The sequence below is a fragment of the Trichocoleus sp. DQ-A3 genome (assembly GCF_039961975.1).
Lineage (GTDB): Bacteria > Cyanobacteriota > Cyanobacteriia > Cyanobacteriales > FACHB-T130 > FACHB-T130.
In genome coordinates this window covers 171,274-189,106 of record NZ_JAMPKC010000003.1, presented here as the reverse complement: position 1 = coordinate 189,106, position 17,833 = coordinate 171,274, and the positions used below count along the sequence as shown (strand labels likewise).

20 protein-coding genes are annotated in these 17,833 nt (G+C 46.0%); 14 read left to right on the top strand and 6 right to left on the bottom strand.

Annotated elements, in window-relative coordinates; all coding sequences use genetic code 11:
* The first annotated feature begins 103 nt into the window (after positions 1-103).
* The 12 genes from NDI44_RS07225 (at position 104) to NDI44_RS07170 (ending at position 11,829) form a co-directional block, all read left to right on the top strand.
* Positions 104-1,888: an alpha/beta hydrolase gene (locus tag NDI44_RS07225; RefSeq protein ID WP_348235264.1), complete on the top strand. Its 1,785-nt coding sequence runs from the start codon at positions 104-106 to the stop codon at positions 1,886-1,888.
* A 7-nt stretch (positions 1,889-1,895) separates the two neighbouring features.
* Positions 1,896-2,639 (top strand): DUF1963 domain-containing protein, encoded by a 744-nt coding sequence (locus NDI44_RS07220; protein WP_190410585.1) that lies wholly within the window; start codon positions 1,896-1,898, stop codon positions 2,637-2,639.
* Positions 2,640-2,659: 20 nt separating this feature from the next.
* Entirely contained in the window at positions 2,660-3,571 is a 912-nt protein-coding gene (gene truB / locus NDI44_RS07215) for a tRNA pseudouridine(55) synthase TruB (protein WP_190410584.1), read from the top strand.
* Between the two features lie 149 nt (positions 3,572-3,720).
* Complete coding sequence (locus tag NDI44_RS07210) at positions 3,721-4,503, top strand: hypothetical protein (RefSeq protein ID WP_190410583.1); 783 nt, start codon at positions 3,721-3,723, stop codon at positions 4,501-4,503.
* Positions 4,504-4,873: 370 nt separating this feature from the next.
* A complete protein-coding gene (locus tag NDI44_RS07205) occupies positions 4,874-6,844 on the top strand; it encodes a S9 family peptidase (RefSeq protein WP_190410582.1) in 1,971 nt (656 codons plus the stop codon).
* Positions 6,841-7,809 carry a transposase gene (locus NDI44_RS07200; RefSeq protein ID WP_190410581.1) on the top strand — a complete coding sequence of 323 codons (969 nt, stop codon included), beginning with the start codon at positions 6,841-6,843 and terminating at the stop codon, positions 7,807-7,809. The genes NDI44_RS07205 and NDI44_RS07200 overlap by 4 nt, the downstream gene beginning before the upstream one ends.
* Before the next feature lie 29 nt (positions 7,810-7,838).
* Positions 7,839-8,033, top strand: a complete 195-nt coding sequence (locus tag NDI44_RS07195) for a hypothetical protein (protein WP_190410580.1) — start codon at positions 7,839-7,841, stop codon at positions 8,031-8,033.
* Between the two features lie 229 nt (positions 8,034-8,262).
* Entirely contained in the window at positions 8,263-8,547 is a 285-nt protein-coding gene (locus NDI44_RS07190; protein ID WP_190410579.1) for a TIGR02450 family Trp-rich protein, read from the top strand.
* Between the two features lie 8 nt (positions 8,548-8,555).
* Entirely contained in the window at positions 8,556-9,404 is an 849-nt protein-coding gene (locus tag NDI44_RS07185; protein WP_190410578.1) for an ABC transporter ATP-binding protein, read from the top strand.
* 89 nt (positions 9,405-9,493) lie between these two features.
* Positions 9,494-9,982, top strand: a complete 489-nt coding sequence (scpB, locus tag NDI44_RS07180; protein ID WP_190410904.1) for an SMC-Scp complex subunit ScpB — start codon at positions 9,494-9,496, stop codon at positions 9,980-9,982.
* 141 nt (positions 9,983-10,123) lie between these two features.
* Positions 10,124-10,480 carry a DUF760 domain-containing protein gene (locus NDI44_RS07175; RefSeq protein ID WP_190410577.1) on the top strand — a complete coding sequence of 119 codons (357 nt, stop codon included), beginning with the start codon at positions 10,124-10,126 and terminating at the stop codon, positions 10,478-10,480.
* A 971-nt stretch (positions 10,481-11,451) separates the two neighbouring features.
* The gene (locus NDI44_RS07170; RefSeq protein ID WP_190410576.1) at positions 11,452-11,829 is read left to right on the top strand and encodes a rhodanese-like domain-containing protein; all 378 of its coding nucleotides are present in this window, start codon (positions 11,452-11,454) and stop codon (positions 11,827-11,829) included.
* Positions 11,830-11,955: 126 nt separating this feature from the next.
* Here NDI44_RS07170 and NDI44_RS07165 read toward each other — a convergent pair whose 3' ends face one another.
* The 6 genes from NDI44_RS07165 to NDI44_RS07140 all read right to left on the bottom strand — a co-directional run bounded on the left by NDI44_RS07165 (position 11,956) and on the right by NDI44_RS07140 (position 17,118).
* Positions 11,956-12,579, bottom strand: a complete 624-nt coding sequence (locus tag NDI44_RS07165; protein WP_190410575.1) for a ribonuclease H-like domain-containing protein — start codon at positions 12,577-12,579, stop codon at positions 11,956-11,958.
* A gap of 10 nt (positions 12,580-12,589) precedes the next feature.
* Positions 12,590-13,132 (bottom strand): CAP domain-containing protein, encoded by a 543-nt coding sequence (locus tag NDI44_RS07160; RefSeq protein ID WP_190410574.1) that lies wholly within the window; start codon positions 13,130-13,132, stop codon positions 12,590-12,592.
* A 134-nt stretch (positions 13,133-13,266) separates the two neighbouring features.
* Positions 13,267-14,139, bottom strand: coding sequence for an alpha/beta hydrolase (locus NDI44_RS07155; protein WP_190410573.1), 873 nt, complete (start codon positions 14,137-14,139; stop codon positions 13,267-13,269).
* Between the two features lie 13 nt (positions 14,140-14,152).
* Positions 14,153-15,346: an alpha/beta hydrolase gene (locus tag NDI44_RS07150; protein ID WP_339380866.1), complete on the bottom strand. Its 1,194-nt coding sequence runs from the start codon at positions 15,344-15,346 to the stop codon at positions 14,153-14,155.
* 10 nt (positions 15,347-15,356) lie between these two features.
* Positions 15,357-16,112, bottom strand: coding sequence for an ABC transporter ATP-binding protein (locus NDI44_RS07145; RefSeq protein WP_347276889.1), 756 nt, complete (start codon positions 16,110-16,112; stop codon positions 15,357-15,359).
* A 112-nt stretch (positions 16,113-16,224) separates the two neighbouring features.
* Complete coding sequence (locus tag NDI44_RS07140) at positions 16,225-17,118, bottom strand: branched-chain amino acid ABC transporter permease (RefSeq protein ID WP_190410571.1); 894 nt, start codon at positions 17,116-17,118, stop codon at positions 16,225-16,227.
* A gap of 116 nt (positions 17,119-17,234) precedes the next feature.
* Here NDI44_RS07140 and NDI44_RS07135 point away from each other — a divergent pair, with 116 nt between their 5' ends.
* Positions 17,235-17,453 (top strand): hypothetical protein, encoded by a 219-nt coding sequence (locus NDI44_RS07135; protein WP_190410570.1) that lies wholly within the window; start codon positions 17,235-17,237, stop codon positions 17,451-17,453.
* A 107-nt stretch (positions 17,454-17,560) separates the two neighbouring features.
* Entirely contained in the window at positions 17,561-17,818 is a 258-nt protein-coding gene (locus NDI44_RS07130) for a cytotoxic translational repressor of toxin-antitoxin stability system (RefSeq protein WP_190410569.1), read from the top strand.
* Positions 17,819-17,833: the final 15 nt, after the last annotated feature.

Genomic DNA, 17,833 nt, shown 5'->3' with positions numbered 1-17,833 from the left:
GGAGGGATGTTTAAAGAGTGGGTTGCCTTTGCAACCTACATCGCCGATTACCAATTCTGCGATTAAACGCTTGCTTTTAAGCCTTCCAGGTCTCTGTCTAGGAATGGTTTTACCTTCTGTAACGGCTTTGATGCCGAGTCGGGTTTTGGCTGCGGAAAAAATATTTATTTCCTATGGACCGATACAGTTATCCCTTCCGGTTTCGGCACTGGAAGAATATGCCAGGGAAGGCAAAATCAATCAGGATTTAGGGTTTTATGCTCAATTTTTTAAGCCGGAACAGCTAGAGCAGTTACGGAGGATTTTGCAAACTCGTGCGAATGTGAGTCCGGTGGCAGTGGCTCAATTTCTCTACACGCCGCAGGGGGAAATTCTGCTGCGGCGGGTTGGCGAAATTATTCAAACAAAAGCGTTTCAACCGGGTTTTTATGCAATTCGAGCTGCTTTAATTCAAGCTGCTGCCGATCCACAAGGATTGACGCCACTGAATGTACTGCGAAAGTTTCCGACTTACGCAATTCGGATTAATTCGGATCGGGGCTTTGAGATTATTGATGAGCTGAGCAACCTAATCGGGAAAACCCAAGGAGCGATCGCTGCCGTTGAACAGGCAGCTTTGGCTGAGATCTCAGCTCAGTCATCCACTCAGATGCCCTTTCAGCCATCACAAATGGCAACACCGTCTAATATTCCCGCAGGGCGAGATTTACAGCAACCAGGGCCGCTAAGCTGGGAAATGCAGACCCTGACGCTCAATGACCTCAGCCGCAGCCGTACCTTCCCAGTCGATGTTTATCTGCCGCAGTTGAGCGGACGAGCCGCACCCGTAATTGTAATTTCTCACGGGCTGGGAAGCGATCGCTTGTCCTATGCTTACCTGGCGAGACACCTAGCTTCTCATGGATTTGCAGTAGCTCTACCAGAGCATCCAGGTAGTAATTCCCAGCAATTGCAGGCTCTAATTAGCGGTCTGACAAGCGATGCGGCTCCTCCCAGCGAGGCGGTTGACCGTCCTCTGGATATGAAGTATTTGCTAGATCAACTGGCAGCTACTTATAGAGGACGACTAGATATGCAAAACGTCGGCGTCCTTGGTCAATCGTTTGGCGGCTACACAGCATTGGCGCTGGCGGGTGCAGAAATTAATTTTGAGAACCTGGAAAAAGATTGCACTGCCATCAATAGTTCGTTGAATCTGTCGCTGTTGCTCCAATGTCGGGCGTTGCTGTTGCCGCAAATTGATTATCAGTTGGGGGATGACCGAATTAAGGCAGCGATCGCGATCAATCCAGTTGATAGTAGTATTTTCGGAAAAACTGAGATGAGCGGCATCAAAGTTCCGATAATGTTATTTGCCAGCAGTAACGATACTGCTGCACCTGCTTTATCAGAACAAATTAAACCCTTCACCTGGCTGACAACTCCCAACAAATATCTGGTTTTAATGAAAAAGGCAACGCATTTTTCCACTTTGGGAGAAGCGTTTGAAGGCACTGGCGTAGTCAAGATTCCGCCGCAAGTTGCGGGACCAAATCCCGTGACTGCTTTTGGATATGTGAAAGCCTTAAGCCTAGCTTTTTTTAAAACCTATGTTTCTAACGAGCCAGAATATCAAGGCTACCTGAATGCTTCTTACGCTCAATATATCAGTCGAGATGAGATTCCTTTAGTTTTGATTCAGTCTTTAACAGAGGAACAATTGCAGGGAATCAGCAATACTTCTACTGCTCAGCCAATCCCATCTCCTACACCCAATACTTTTCAGTTAAGCTCTCCCCCAGCCCTTCCCCTGCAAGGGGACGAGAGGAATTCTTCCCCATCTCTCCCAGGGGATAGGGTAGAGGCGTTAGGTGTGCCTTACCCGAAAAATATTGCTCCTACACCTTAACTAGAATATGCAATCGGATGATTTGAAATTAGCTCAAATAAGACAAAAACTAAGCAGTGTTAGGCGTTCAGCTTGGAAACCTATCGTTCAAGAAGGTGATGGAGATTTAACTGCATCAAAGTTTGCTGGAAAACCTTGGCTGAGTGCCAATGAGACTTGGCCTACTTGTCCTAATTGTCAAAAGCCAATGCAGCTATTTTTGCAACTGAATCTTGACAAGTTGCCTGAAAGCTTGAATGGAAAGTTTGGCAGCGGTTTATTACAATTTTTTTATTGTACTAGCTACGACGAGCCTCTTTGCGAGGTTGATTGTGAGGCTTGGGAACCATTTGCAAAAACTAAACTTGCGAGAATTATTCAACCAAACACCACACCATCAGAGATGGACATACCAGGAATAGAAGATTTATTTCCTGCTAAGTTAATTACGGGATGGGAACAAAGGGACGAGTACCCTGACAGGCAAGAGATAGAGCTAGATAACAATACACTAGATAATAAAGCTTTTGATATTGTCTACCAGCGCCCTCCAAGAGAAGACAAGTTGGCTGGTTGGCCTAGTTGGGTACAAGATCCTGAATATCCAAATTGTCCAACTTGTAACCACGAAATGAATCAATTCATTTTTCAAATTGATTCAGGAGATACTAACAATAATATTCTTTATAACTGGGGTGATATGGGAGCAGCATATCTCGTCCAATGCCCAGAACATAAGGAACAAGTTGCTTTGGTGTGGCAGTGCCACTAATTAAAAACTTATAGGATTAAATGCAAGGATTTCTTAACTTAAACAAACCAGTTGGATTCACTTCTCACGATTGTGTCGCCAAGGTGCGAAAACTCTTGCGCCTCAAGCGCGTGGGACACGCAGGAACTTTAGATCCGGCTGCGACTGGCGTGTTACCAATTGCGCTGGGCAAGGCGACGCGACTGTTGCAATATCTGCGGCAGGATAAAGCTTATCGAGGGACGATTCAGCTGGGGGTAAGGACAACGACTGATGACTTGGAAGGAGAAATTATCAGCGCCCATCCAGTACCAGGATTAACCTTAGAACAAGTGCAAGCAGCCTTAAAGAAATTTGAGGGCAAAATTCAGCAAGTGCCGCCAAATTATAGTGCCATTCAAGTTGAGGGAAAACGCCTGTACGATAGAGCACGGGCGGGGGAAATTATTGAAGTTCCAGCGCGAGAGGTGGAAGTTTATAAGCTAGAAATATTGGAGTGGAGAGAAGGAGATTTTCCCGAATTAGATGTAGCGATCGCTTGTGGCCCTGGAACTTATATTAGAGCGATCGCTCGCGATTTAGGTTCAGCGTGTGCAACTGGCGGCACCCTTGCCGCCCTGACTCGCACTGAGAGTAGCGGTTTCCAGATAGCAGATAGTCTGACTTTTGAAGAATTGGAAGAACAGCTCAAACAAGGAACGTTCCACCCAATTCTAGCGTCGGCAGCTTTGGGGCATCTCCCAGCTGTCACCTTACAAGCAACAGACGCTAAAGCCTGGTGCCAAGGTCAGCGCATTCCTTTTCGCCCCCTTTCCTTTCCTGCCTTGACGGACGCTGAAGAGGGAAAGTTGCGGCTGAACGATGAAGAGGGTCGTTTTTTGGGCATAGGCTGCCTGCTTGCCTCAGAAACTGGCTATCTCCTCGTTCCTCTGATGGTATTTGAGCCACTTTGAGCCATATTTAGAGGAACACCCGCTTTCTCGCGTGCGCGATCGCACCGACGCCTCTGCCATCCGATTGTCAGGATAATCGTTTTAGAGTTAGAACTGGCAGCATGATAGCTGTCTGCGAGCGACTTAGCTGCTTTTAGAGAGAATTTTGGATGCGATCGCTAAAATCAACGTTAATTTATATTGCAATTATTCTTGGATTTATTTCGAGCTACGCGAACAAATCATCGGCTCAAGATTCCGATTTCGCCACTTTAAGTCGAGAAATTATTAGCAGACTGAATGGCAATTGTCAGGGTTCTACGCAAGTTAGCTATCAATCCCAGAAACTAACCTCACCGAATGGGATCAATTCAATTTATCTGAATATGAATATTCGGAGAGTTGGTCAAGCCAACAGTCGGGCAAACAATAACTTGTTTATAAAATGTAATCCCAATACTGCTGATAAAATTCTTGGAGAATTAGTGATTGAAAAGGATGGACTATCAAGTACAACAAGGCTGGGAGATATTCTGGGCTTAAGTAACAATATTCATAACTACGTTATTGCTAATCCAGTCTCTTTTTCCCCGGATGATAGATATTTAGTGTTAAGATTAGATGTTTTTGATGGATTAAATAATTCTTGGGTTAATCATTTAGTTTTAGACACTCTTAATCGCTATAAAATATTGGCTTTTTCTAATTGTGAAGGATTTGAAAGCAATTCCTATTTAGGATTTATTTCATCTTCTGAGATAGTTTTTGCCTGCGAGAATCCTAGCGAACCAGGCCCTATAGAGGTCTTTAATTTCCAAAAAAGGTCGCGACAGAAGATTTCTACCCGGAAACCTTCAAGGGAATTAGTAAAAATTTTTGACAAAGTTCGTTCTTACGGCTCAGTTTCTTCAGGATTTACCATCGTCAACGAGCAGCAGTTTCCTCCTCAATAGAAGTTAAGCCCTTGGATCTAAAATCTTACTAGAGTTTTTTAGTGCTATAGAGTTTGTATAGCAGACATCAATAATTCGTGAAGGCGAGATCCCCGACTTCTCTAAGAAGTCGGGGATCTGAAACTCTGGCATCTCAAAACTTAAATATAATTGCGATGAATATGCAACATTTCGCATTTTCAAAAAGTTTCTGTCTGCCCCAAAATTACTGAATCCTTAGCATGGATTCAAAGATATTGAAACCCAACTCTTCTGCTGGGTTAAAGAACGAAAACTAACTGACAAAACTCCAGTAATCTAATACTCGGAAGATAGTAGTTTAGTCCTAAAGTATATACATTCATCAATATTTGGTTGTAGAAGTAAAAACATGATCCAAGCACAAGTAGCACCTTATGGTTCCTGGAAATCGCCCATCACCTCTGACTTAATTGTTTCTGAAACGATTGGAGTGGGGCAGATTGCCTTTGATGGCGAGGATATTTACTGGATTGAGGGGCGACCCGCAGAAGCGGGTCGGAGTGTCATTGTGCGACGTACCCCAGATGGGAAAACCATTGATGTCACGCCACCTCCCTTTAACGTCCGCACTCGCGTCAATGAATACGGCGGTGGTGCCTTCTGCGTCGCTGATGGCACCGTTTATTTTTCCAATTTCGCGGATCAGCGCCTTTATCGGCAGACTCCAGGTGCAGAATCGCAACCGCTGACACCAGAAGGAAGCTTCTGCTATGCGGATGGAATAATTGACCGGAAACAGCGGCGGTTGTATGTTGTGCGCGAAGACCACACCACAGGCGATCGCGAACCAGTCAATACCTTAGTTAGCATCAACTTGGAAGATGGGGACGATATTCGGGTGCTGGTGTCTGGAAACGACTTTTATTCATCTCCACGCCTCAGTCCTGACGGTTCTCAACTGGCTTGGTTAACTTGGAATCATCCAAATCTGCCGTGGGATGGAACGGAATTATGGGTCGCAAAGATAACAGCGGATGGTTCCTTGAGTGAAAGCCAACGGGTTGCTGGTGGCGTTGATGAGTCTATTTTTCAGCCAGAATGGTCGCCGGATGGCATTTTACACTTTGTTAGCGATCGCAGTGGGTGGTGGAATCTCTACAGATGGCAATCTCGATCCTCCTTAATCCCCCTCGAAAAAGGGGAAAAAGAGATCAAACCGCTATGCGAAATGGAGGCTGAATTTGGGCTTCCACAGTGGATTTTTGGGATGTCCACCTATGCTTTTGAATCTGAAGAACGGATTATCTGCACCTACACTCAGCAAGGCATTTGGCATCTGGCAAGTCTCGACACGGAGACAGGACTGGAGCAAATTGAGACGGACTACACTGAAATTTCATCCCTCAAAGCATCTGCGGGTCGTGTGGGATTTATTGCTGGTTCACCGACCAAATTTAGCTCGATTATCCAAATGGATCTGGCTACGCGGCAAATAGAAGTGTTGCAGCGATCCAGTAAGTTAGAAATTGACGCTGGGTATTTGTCTGTCCCGCAACCGATTGAATTTCCAACTGAGAACGGATTAACCGCTCACGCTTTCTTCTATCCGCCCCAAAACCGCGACTATACGGCACCCGATGGTGAGTTGCCGCCCTTAGTCGTCAAAAGCCACGGAGGGCCGACAGCAGCCACCTCTAGCCAGCTGAACTTGCGGATTCAATACTGGACAAGTCGCGGATTTGCTTATCTAGATGTGAATTATGGGGGCAGCACCGGCTATGGACGCGCCTACCATCAACGGCTGGATGGGCAGTGGGGCATTGTGGATGTCGATGATTGCGTGAATGGGGCGCGATATCTTGCCCAGCAAGGCTTGGTGGATGGAAACCGGATGGCGATCGCTGGTGGTAGTGCGGGTGGCTACACGACGCTGTGCGCCCTGACTTTCCGCGATGTCTTCAAGGCAGGTGCGAGTTACTACGGCGTCAGCGACTTAGAGGCGCTGGTCAGAGATACCCACAAATTTGAATCGCGCTATCTGGATCGGCTGATTGGCCCTTACCCAGAACGGCAAGATATTTATCAAGAGCGATCGCCTATTTACTTTACGGAGAATCTCTCTTGTCCGGTCATTTTCTTTCAAGGGCTAGAAGATAAAGTTGTCCCACCCAACCAAGCAGAAATGATGCTAGAGGCCCTACGTGCCAAAGGGTTGCCCGTTGCTTATGTTCCTTTTGAGGGCGAACAACACGGTTTTCGCCGTTCGGAGAATATTAAACGCGCCATTGATGGGGAATTTTACTTTTATTCTCGCGTCTTCCGGTTTGAGCTTGCCGATCCAGTGGAGCCAGTTGCGATCGCGAATCTTCCTGAATCATGACCAACCCTCAGGCTGATTACGATAGCCCTTGGAAGGAAGCTTTGGAGATTTATTTTACTGACTTCATGGCTTTCTTCTTCCCGCAAGCTTATGCTGACATCAACTGGTCGCAGGGCTACGAATTTCTCGACACCGAACTTCAACAAGTCGTCCGCGATGCAGAACTGGGGAGGCGTCGAGTCGATAAACTGGTAAAAGTCTGGCGACAAAACGGCGAAGAAACTTGGGTACTGATTCACATCGAAGTTCAAAGCAAAGTCGATGCTAATTTTGCTGAGCGGATGTATGTCTATAATTACCGCCTTTTTGACCGGTACCGGCGGCAAGTTGCCAGCTTAGCAGTTTTAGCAGACGAGCAAGTGTCTTGGCGTCCGCAGAGTTATGGCTATGAAATTTGGGGCGCAAGAGTTAGTTTGCGGTTTCCCACTGTCAAACTATTGGACTATGAAGCGCAGTGGCAAAGTTTAGAGCAAAGCACTAATCCTTTTGCTGTCATCATCATGGCTCATCTGAAAGCACAGGCAACGCGCCGCAATCCCGAAGGACGGTTAGATTGGAAATTGAGCCTAGTTCGAGGGCTATATGAACGAGGCTACAGCCGAGAAAACATCCTAGAGTTGTTCCGGTTAATTGAATGGATGATGGTGTTACCAGAGGAATTACAGTTTGGGTTTGAAGAAACACTAAGTCGTTACGAGGAGGAAAGAAGAATGCCCTTTATCACGCCAATTGAGCGGAGAGGCATCCGCAAGGGAATCGTACAGAATTCTAGAGAGAATGTCATCGAAGTTTTGGAGACACGGTTTGAAACGGTGCCCAGCTCGATTGCTGAGAGTATCAATAATCTCGAAGATTCGGCAGTGCTAAAACAGCTTCTGAAGCGGGCAATTACCATTAGCTCCTTGGAAGAATTTCAACAAGCGATCGCCCAGCTTACCTCTCAGGAAGAATCGGGAACAGTCTAAAATTACAATTTTTAAACGGAGATGAATTCATGCCTGAAGAACCCATATTCAACATTAACGAAGAAATGTATGAGACGCTGCTAGAATTCCAGCAGCAAATTGAAGCAGGCGAAGTCGAATCACCAGCGGGAACCACACAAGAACAAGAGAATCTCGACACGGCTAGAGAATCTCTAGAAAATGTTTACTTGGCTGAGAGTGATTCAAAACACCCTCTTGAGTAAAGCCAGTAGTAGGATGCGATCGCGCTTGTGAGGGATGGGAAGAGCGAACCGACAGGTCGGCGCTTCGCTATCGCATCCTTCACTTCTTCATTCGTCTCGTCTGTTGCGTGCGTAAAATCAAGAGCAAATTGTCCTGATGATGCCGTGCAATAAATCTAATTCAGAAGTGCCAAAAATCTAGCAACATGATTTAGTATTTTTTGTTGAAAAATATTTTATTAAATAGAAAATGCAGAAAAAACAAAAATTTCCCTACTTAGTTGGTTCCAAATGGACAGCCCAGCAAAAAACGTGGGGATGGCGACATTTTCAGGTAGTGAATCGCAAAAACCAAGGCAAGTTTGTTTTTGCAGAAATGGTTGCTTCCTGCGACCCAAATGTGCGTTTCTGGATTAACGCCAAGCTGCTAAAAAATCCCTCCCAGTGGCAAGCAGGCTGGCAATCTTTGCAAGAAATGGAGGAAAAGGAAAATAGCGAATTAAATATTGAAAGTCCAATCATTTCTAATTTTTAATAATTCCTATGACTGCTGTTTCCCTTGAGAACGTCCGCAAACTCTACAACAAAATCCCTGTCGTCAACGACCTCTCCTTTACGATTAAATCTGGAGAGATGTTTGGACTCCTTGGCCCTAACGGTGCAGGGAAATCTACGACAATTCGGATGCTAACCACATTGACAAAACCCAGTGAAGGTCAAATTGAGGTCGCTGGATATGATGTGGTACGACAACCTTTGCAGGTAAAACAAAATATTGGGGTGGTATTGCAACAAATCAGCGTGGATGCCGATTTGACGGTTTGGGAAAATATGGAACTGCATGGGCGGATGCACCATATTCCCCAGCACCAGCGACAGCAGGACATCGATCGATGGCTGGAATACGTGGAACTGGTAGACAGGCGAGATAGCCTGGTAAAAACCCTTTCAGGTGGCATGAAGCGCCGATTGCAGATTGCCAGAGCCTTATTGCATCAACCTTCTATTCTTTTTTTGGATGAGCCAACGGTGGGATTAGACCCGCAAACGCGCCGCCGTCTCTGGGAAATTATCCGAGATTTGAATAAGCAAGGGATGACGATGCTGCTGACGACGCATTACATGGATGAGGTGGAATATTTGTGCGATCGCATTGGTATCATGGATGCCGGTCAATTGATTGAGCTTGGCACCTTGCAACAGCTGCGCTCTAAACACGGCGAAGGGTTGGTGATGAAACAACAAGGAGATCGCTGGGAATACAAATTCTTCCCCAATCTGGAACAAGCCAACGCTTATCTTGACGCTGCACCGGATAAAACTGGTATGATGGTTCGCCCGTCCAATCTAGAAGATATTTTCGTTGAACTCACAGGACGCCAGCTAGACTAACCCATTTAGTCATTCGTCTTTTATTCAGAGTCTCTTCCCCATGACGAATGACGAATGACGAATGACTGACTAATGACGAATGACTAATGATGCCTCGCCTCGCCTCGAAAATTGAAGCCATTCTTTATCTCAAGGGTAAGCCGATCTCGGTTAGCGAAATTGCCGAATATGCTGAATGCGATCGCGATAACGCCGAAGATGCCCTGATTGAACTCATGACTGACTATGCCCACCGGGATAGCGCCCTAGAAGTGGTGGAAACGCCTGAAGGCTTTACCTTACAATTGCGCTCGCCCTTTCAAGGTTTGGTAGAGGCGTTAGTGCCGCTAGACTTAGGCGTGGGAGCCTTAAGGACGCTGGCAGCGATCGCCCTCAAAGGCCCCATTACCCAATCTGAGTTGGTCGATTTGCGCGGTTCGGGAGCTTATCAGCACGTCCAGGAACTTGTCGAACTGGGTTTTATCCGCAAGCGCCGACAAGCCGATGGTCGTTCCTACTGGTTACAGGTTACGGAAAAATTTCATCAATATTTTGAAGTCGAACAACTCCCCCAACTGACTCAGCAGGATGTACCGTAAAACCAGCCATTTGGTGTTTCACAGAGCATATTTTTCAAAAAATCTCTCTATCGGCTTACATTTGATAACCAATAGTATGGAGTAGCCAAACAACACAATCGTTTACAGTAGAAGGAAAGCTACTCAAATCTTTTTATTCCAATGGTGTTTAACCCTGAATTGTTCGACCGCGAGCCTGAAGATGCACAAGTCAATCAGCTCCTCCAATATATTCAGCACCAATCTCCAGAAGTTTTAGCGCGAGTTGCCAAATCTGTCACGCCGGACATTAAGCAAATCGTCTCGCAGAACGTTCAGGGACTGGTGGGAATGCTTCCCTCAGAGAATTTTAACGTTCAAATTACGACCGACAGAGAAAATTTAGCAGGTCTATTGGCATCAGCCATGATGACTGGCTATTTCTTACGCCAGCTTGAACAACGGATGCAGCTGGATGAATCGTTGACTGGTTCTTCCCTGTCTCACAAACCTTCTAACAGCGAAAAATTCGCTGATTAAATTTAGTCAAATTCTCAGCGATATGTCATCTGCGATCGCAATTCTGTCTCTAGCTCAAGAGAGGATATTGTTTCGATGAGAAGTTATCGCCTATTTTTGGCATTTTAGGCGATCGCTTCGGTTAAAGTTGCTCGTTCCATTACCAACTTGCGATCGCATAGTTGGCAACTAGCCAATTGGCTTCCTGTTTCAGGGAATTTCCCATTTGAACCTAAAAATAGTCTTAGCCGCCAGCCGCAAAAGCAGCCAATATCAAAATTGACAGTAAAAGACCCGGACTAAGCATCAGCGCTAAGGTTAACAGTTCATTGAATTCCATTTTCTTGCACCACTACTAAAGCTCATCTAATCGATAGCGATCCTAACACGGCAATCGTTTCTTCAGAAGCAATAAGCAGAATGAATTATGATTTCAAAATGTAATGAATTAGCTAGATTAAATATTTGAAATTTAATCTAGCTAATTCATTACATTCTCTTCCTGCAATTCCCGAAACCTAACCAGGCTCCCCAAGCCCGGTTGGATTACTTTATGATGAGACGGATTTGACAGGGAACATTTTTACTTAATGCCAGTCCTGAAACACCTTATATTTTAAATCTTATTACAGCCATTTTCTATGAAGCATTTTTGCCTGATTTGCAGTTAAAGCTTTCAGTTCCTTGAAAAAAATTTCCTATAGTTTTGTCAAAATGCCTTTGTTAAAGATTATTTTGCGTTTAATAGGATTGAAAGTTCCCAGAAAATAAATTTTAAAAAATACTTAGTAATCAGCCAATACAGGAAAAGAAAATCTTAGATTTTTTCTAGCATTTATTGTCAAAGCTAATGATTATACTTTCTAAGTAATTTCACCTATACAAATAGGCATAAATTCCCCCAAGTGTAAATACTTTATCTATAAAAATTTGCAAATGTTAAAAATTATTGTTAAATTTCAGGGAACGCCATAGAAGAATGATACCCAGCGATGAATAAGTTCTTTTGGATTATTCCGTCACCGCCAACGCTGCAAGCCCAATCTCGTGTTTATGACCTGAAAGCGCGGCTAGACTGGGGTGAACCGGCTTTGACGATTATTGATGTAAGCGATCGCAGCCAATTTAATATTAGCCACATCATGGGAGCTATCCCCATGCCGATGAACGAATTAGTTGATCGCGCCCTCACCAAATTGGAACTCACCCGTGATATTTACATTTACGGTGAAACCGATGAAGAAACCGCAGTTGGTGCTACAAAACTGCGTGCGGCTGGCTATCAACAAGTGTCTGAAATCAGAGGGGGGGTAGCGGCGTGGAAAGCAGTAGGTTTTCCAGTTGAGACGGTTCTGACTGCTAGCTGTTAATGAATTGTGAATCAGTAATCGCTAATAGATGAGAAACGTAGATTTAACCGCTATTTCTTGTGTAGGGGTATGGCATTACCATGCCCCTAGAGGACGTGAATTTTATAAGTTATTGTATCCACGTTTTTAGTGTTCAAAAATATCTTTATATTGCAGCAAATCCAAAGTCACAATCGTGGGCAAACATTCAAAACATTGCTGAGCAACTTCCCACCGCCCTTCGCGTTGCAGCATTGCAATTAGTTTTTGTCGCACGCTGAGTAGATAACGAACATCATTCGCTGCATAGCGGAGTTGTTCTTCGGATAAGTTTGCAGCATTTCCCCAGTCTGAACTTTGAGCCGTTTTGTCAAGTTCTACCTTCTCTAGCTCTTGCACCAACTCCTTTAAACCGTGGCGGGAAGTATAGGTGCGAGCAAGCTTGCTGGCAATTTTAGTACAAAAAATTGGAGTTACATGGATGCCTAAATTTTGCCGTAGTTGGGCAACATCGAAACGGGCAAAGTGGAATAGTTTTAGGACATTGGGGGCTTCCATCAGTTGTTTTAATTTGGGAGCGTCTATCTGTCCTTTGGCAATTCGCACGACTGTAACCCGGTTTTGAGCGTCACACAGCTGCACCAAGCATAAGCGATCGCGTTGGGGTATCAATCCCATTGTTTCAGTATCCACAGCGATCGCTGACTCTTGCAGATATTGAGACAATATCTCCTCGGAAAGGTCGCGATCGTATACTTGAAAATCTTCCAATTCTCTCTCCTTAGCGGCGTTTAATGAATATTTGAGTTAAGTAATACTCGCCCTTTGCGTTCTTAGCAACACCTACCCCAGTTAAATCATACTGACCTTGAATATTTTTCAGATGACCGGGGCTTTTTAGCCAACCTTCTACTGCTTGCTTGGCTGGATCGCTAAAGCCTTGATTGTATGCCACATTTTCAGATGCACCGCCATAAGAAATTGATTTACCAATTGCCTTCGCTCGCTGCTCAAATCCATTATGGCTGAAAGGAACCGCACCCTTTGCCATTGCCTGACTGTGTGCCCTTGCCTCTTTGCTAATTCGAGGATCTAGCGTCAGAGGTGGCAAATTTTGGGACTTTCGATATTGGTTGATGAGTTCGTGAGTATACTCTTCCAAGGTTAGGAAATTATTGGAGGAACTAGGCGTGGGGCTTGGGGCGGTTGGTGATGTTTCATCTGGCGAAATTTCACCATCAGGGCTAGGGATCAAATCGCAGCCTCCAGCGCCAACAGCCAGGACAAGCATTCCGAAAACAAGCCCCGCAGCTAATTTTTGCATGAGTTCTGGATATATTTGAGAATCAATTTGGCAATTTTTTTAGGATGAGAATATAAATTTTCACTGTAGCAATTCTATTTTTTCAGCTATCTCTTCAGATTCCGGGTTCTTTTAAAAAGTCCGGGATCTCGCCTTCACGTTGCCAAGAATTCATACAGAGCGAGATAAGTTTCTTCTGGCGCTTCTTCGGGTAGAAAGTGACCGCAATTGATAGCCTTACCTCGTACATCAATTGCGCGATCGCCCCAGGTTTCTAAAACATCATATTTGCGCCCAATAATTCCTTTTCCGCCCCAAAGAGCTAGCAGCGGACAGAGAATTTTTTTCTCCATATCTAGGGTATCGTGTTCTAAATCGATGGTAGCAGCGGCGCGATAATCTTCGCAGGTGGCATGAATCGTAGCGCGATCGCTAAAGCACCGAATATACTCAGCCAAGGCTTCCGGAACAAAGGCAGAAAAATCTTGACTCCATCTTTCTAAACAGGTGCGGAGGTAATATTCAGGATTAGCGCCAATCAAGGTTTCGGGTAAGCCATCGGGTTGAATGAGAAAAAACCAGTGGTAGTAAGCCGTGGCAAAATCTCGATCGGTAGTCGCGTACATTTTATGGGTGGGCGCGATATCTAATAATGCTAGTTTCTTAACTTGGTTAGGATGATCGAGAGCCATGCGATGAGCGACTCTTGCACCTCTGTCATGACCGACTACATAAAATTCTTCATAACCTAATTTTGACATCACCTCGACTTGATCTTGCGCGATCGCTCGTTTTGAATAATTCCGATGATCTGGTTCGCCTTCCGGTTTAGAGCTGTCGCCGTAGCCTTTCAAATCCGGTGCCACTACTGTAAAATTCTCAGCGAGACGAGGTGCTATTTTATGCCACATGACGTGGGTTTGAGGATAGCCGTGCAGCAACAGTAGTGCAGGGCCAGATCCCGCCTTGACTAAATTGATTCTTGCTTCAGGGGTATCAATTTTAGTCACATCAAAATTAGCGAACATAGTCATTTTTGAATTAACGCAGTGCCCAATCTAAAAATCGCTCAGTATGATAGAGCGCTAACTGGTTGCTCAGCCCCTGGAAGACAGCATCAAAAGCGTGTTCAGCCCAAGGAATTTCCAGCAAAACCGATGTATTTCCATCTGCAAGCAGCCGTTGGTGCATTTGCTGGATAAATTTTAATTGCACTAGATTATCGCGGCTTCCATGTACAAATAAAGTTGGTGGTAGCGATCGCCTAACATAACTAATCGGTGAGGCAAGACGATACCGATCGGGCATGGTCGCAGGCGTTCCCCCCATAAATGTTTCTAAAACCGCTCGCGTATCGATGGGATCGGGGCGTGGCGGGTTGGCATAGCCTCCAGGCAGATCCACTGGGCCATAATAGCTAACCACTGCTTTTACAGGCAGTGCATCCGGCTCATAAGCCGCTAACATTGCCAAATGTCCGCCAGCGGAACGTCCCACGATGGCAATCCGTTCGGGATCGGCCTCGTACTCGGCGGCGTGTTGGTGGATGAAGGCTAAGGCAGCACGCACGTCATCTAGCTGCGCCGGAAAACGGTAGCGCGGCGTGTGTCGGTAATCAATGGCAAAAACACTATAGCCCCTCGCAGCCATATAACGGCTGAAATCAGCGTTTTGGGTTGGGTCGCCGCTCCGCCATGCCCCAGCGTAGATGATAATTAGCGCTGGATAATTGCCGACTTGCGGCGGTCGGTAAAGATCCATGCTCAAGGGGACACCATCTGGTTGTGAAAAGACGATGCCAGAGGTATAACGACTCTCACCGGGATTGATGCCTCGAAACACATCAGCCAACACGAACGGTTGTTGGCGCATCCGTTTTTGCTGAGAACTGGGCAAATTTACGCTGTAGTCGCCAAGACCATCGCGCATTGCTGCTGCTAGATGCTGTTGTGTCGCTGGCATCTGCAAAAGTGGCAAAACACTCAAAAGCAGTGCTAGCAAACTAGCAGCCAAAGCCAGAAATTGCCACGGAGTGCGACGGATCGTTACCAGCACCAACAGACTTGCGATCGCGTTTATCATCACCAACCAAGGACTGACTTCCGGTGCCCCTACCCCTAATGGCAGTAAGGACATTGTGGGCGCTGGAACCACAATCCAGGAACTTAAGAAAAGTGCCGCGCCACTCAAGAGCAAAACTAACGTCTGGGTAATTACTGCTAACCAATGAGACACAATCGCTGCTCTATTGCCCCAGGTAAGCTTCTAAGACTTGTGGATTGCGCTGAATTTCAATCGGAGTCCCCACAGCAAGATTGCGACCTTCAGCGACAACCCAGACGCGATCGCACAAAGACATGATTACGTCCATATTGTGTTCAATAATCAAAAAGGTCATGCCCTCCTGATTCCATTGGGTGATGTAGTCGCAAATTTGTCTAATCAGCGTCGGATTCACTCCAGCCGCCGGTTCATCCAATAAAATTAGCTTTGGCTGCGTCATCAGCGCCCGTGCCATTTCCAGCAGCTTGCGTTGCCCTCCAGAGAGCGCCCCGGCGTAATCCTGCGCCTTCGCGGCCAACCCTACTGATTCCAGCAGAATCGTGGCTCTTTCTCGCTGCTGCCGTTCTTCCTTAGCCACCAGATGGGGTTGAAAGCAAACTTTCCAAAAATTTTCCCCCGTCTGTTTTTGAGCTGCCAGCAGCATATTTTCCATCACTGAAAGCCGCGATAGCACCCGCGCGACTTGGAATGTGCGAACCATTCCCATCTGAGCAATTTGATACGGCTGCAAAGAATGAATCGGTTCGCCGTCAAAAATCACCCGCCCTTTGTCTGGATGAATGAAGTTTGAGAGGAGATTAAATAGCGTCGTTTTGCCAGCACCATTCGGGCCAATCAGCCCCGTGATACTGCCTTGCGGTACCGTAATCTCGACATTATCGACAGCCCGAACTCCGCCGAAACTTTTACAGAGTCCGCTGGCAGCGAGTAAAGCGATTTCTGAGAGTGGGGGTTTTGGGTCTGCTTCGACTAAATCGGGGCTTTCTTCGAGATGCTTGCCGCCCCCGTTTAAAGACCCCTCAGACAACCGATTGGGCGGAATGTGCGAGTTATTTGCCAAGGGTCAGTTCCTCTTTTTTCCCTAAGATACCTTGTGGACGCCAAACCATCAGCACCATCAGGATTAAACCAATCACCATGATTCTAAATGCCCCTTCCCGCGAGGCATCCAGTTGCACCAACTGAGGTAAGTAAAAGCGAGTCAAACTATCGTAACCCCAGAAAATCACCGCTCCCAGGATTGTGCCCACGTTGTTACCCGCACCGCCCAAGACAACAATCGTCCAAGCATAGAAAGTCGTCAGTGGCTCAAAGTTATTCGGGTAAACCGTTGTCGTCTGCCATGCCAAAAAAGCCCCAGCGACTCCGGCGATCGCGCCTCCCAGCATGAAAGATTGTAATTTGTACCAAAAGACATTTTTTCCTAATGCTTTAGGAATTTGCTCATCTTCTCGAATCGCTTTTAGCACTCGACCCCAAGGCGATCGCACCAACGTCTCCAGCAGCCAAAACGTCAACCCCAATACCAGCAGCGACAACACCATCAAACCAAGCTTATCTCCTGGTGGCAAGGCATATCCATATACCCCAAACGATCCTTGCCGAAATTCTTTGCCCATTGGCAATGGCTGATTATTGACAACTAAACGGAGCAATTCGGAAACGCCGATGGTCACGATTGCTAAGTAATCCTCGCGCAACCGTAGAGTTGATAATCCGATTAACAGTCCTAGCAGCGCTGCTAAAACAGCACCGATAGCCACCCCGAAAATTAGGGGAACCCCCTGCAAGCTCAACAACACTGTGGTGTATGCACCGACTGTCATAAAGGCAATATGCCCAAAATTAATCAGTCCGGTGAAGCCCCACTGTAAATTTAAACCCAAGCTAAACAGGGCAAAAATTGTCGTAGAAATTGTCAAAAAGATGAGATAGCCAACCATGCCACGCTTGTGAGACTCAATAAACTATAAACTCTAAGCTCTAAGCTTTAGATTGTCCAAGATCCCTCTAACAAGAAGGCTCTAGGGAATGTTACGTTGTTCGCCAGTGTTTAATTATGAATTTTCTCAGAGGTCGATTACAACGCTTAACTGCTCAGCTACCCGATTTAATCGATCAACTCGCTGATGACAACTTGGATGACGCCTGGAAAGTTCTACAACAGATTTATTATGACCTGTATATGCTCAAAGCCATCCAAGAGTCGAAGCATACCGTACAGCCGGGGGAAACCCTAACTCGCGAAGAAGCTCTCCGGATGTTGCACTTCCCCTAAGTTTTCCCCTGTTCGTCGGCTGAATCAAGGGGTAAAAATCGCTTTTAGTCAAATTTCGCAGTAAAAAGAAAAAGTATCTGCCATTTGGAGTAAGAGCCAGTTGCCCTGTGAAACTAGAAGTGCGCTATGCCCGGTCTTTTCTGCGAGACCTGAAGAACTTAGAATACGCAGCTAGAGAGCGGATATATGAATTCGTCTTTGAGGAGTTCATGCGGATCGAGCGAATTACCGATTTGCCGGAACTCCGGGGAATCGGGTCTGATAGTATCTTCTACCGCTTTACGATAGATGACTATCTGATTGCGATTGAAGTGACCGGGCATCTTGTTAAATTTCTGCGGGTTCTGCCCAAACCGCGTCTTTAAGAGGCTTTCGAGTTG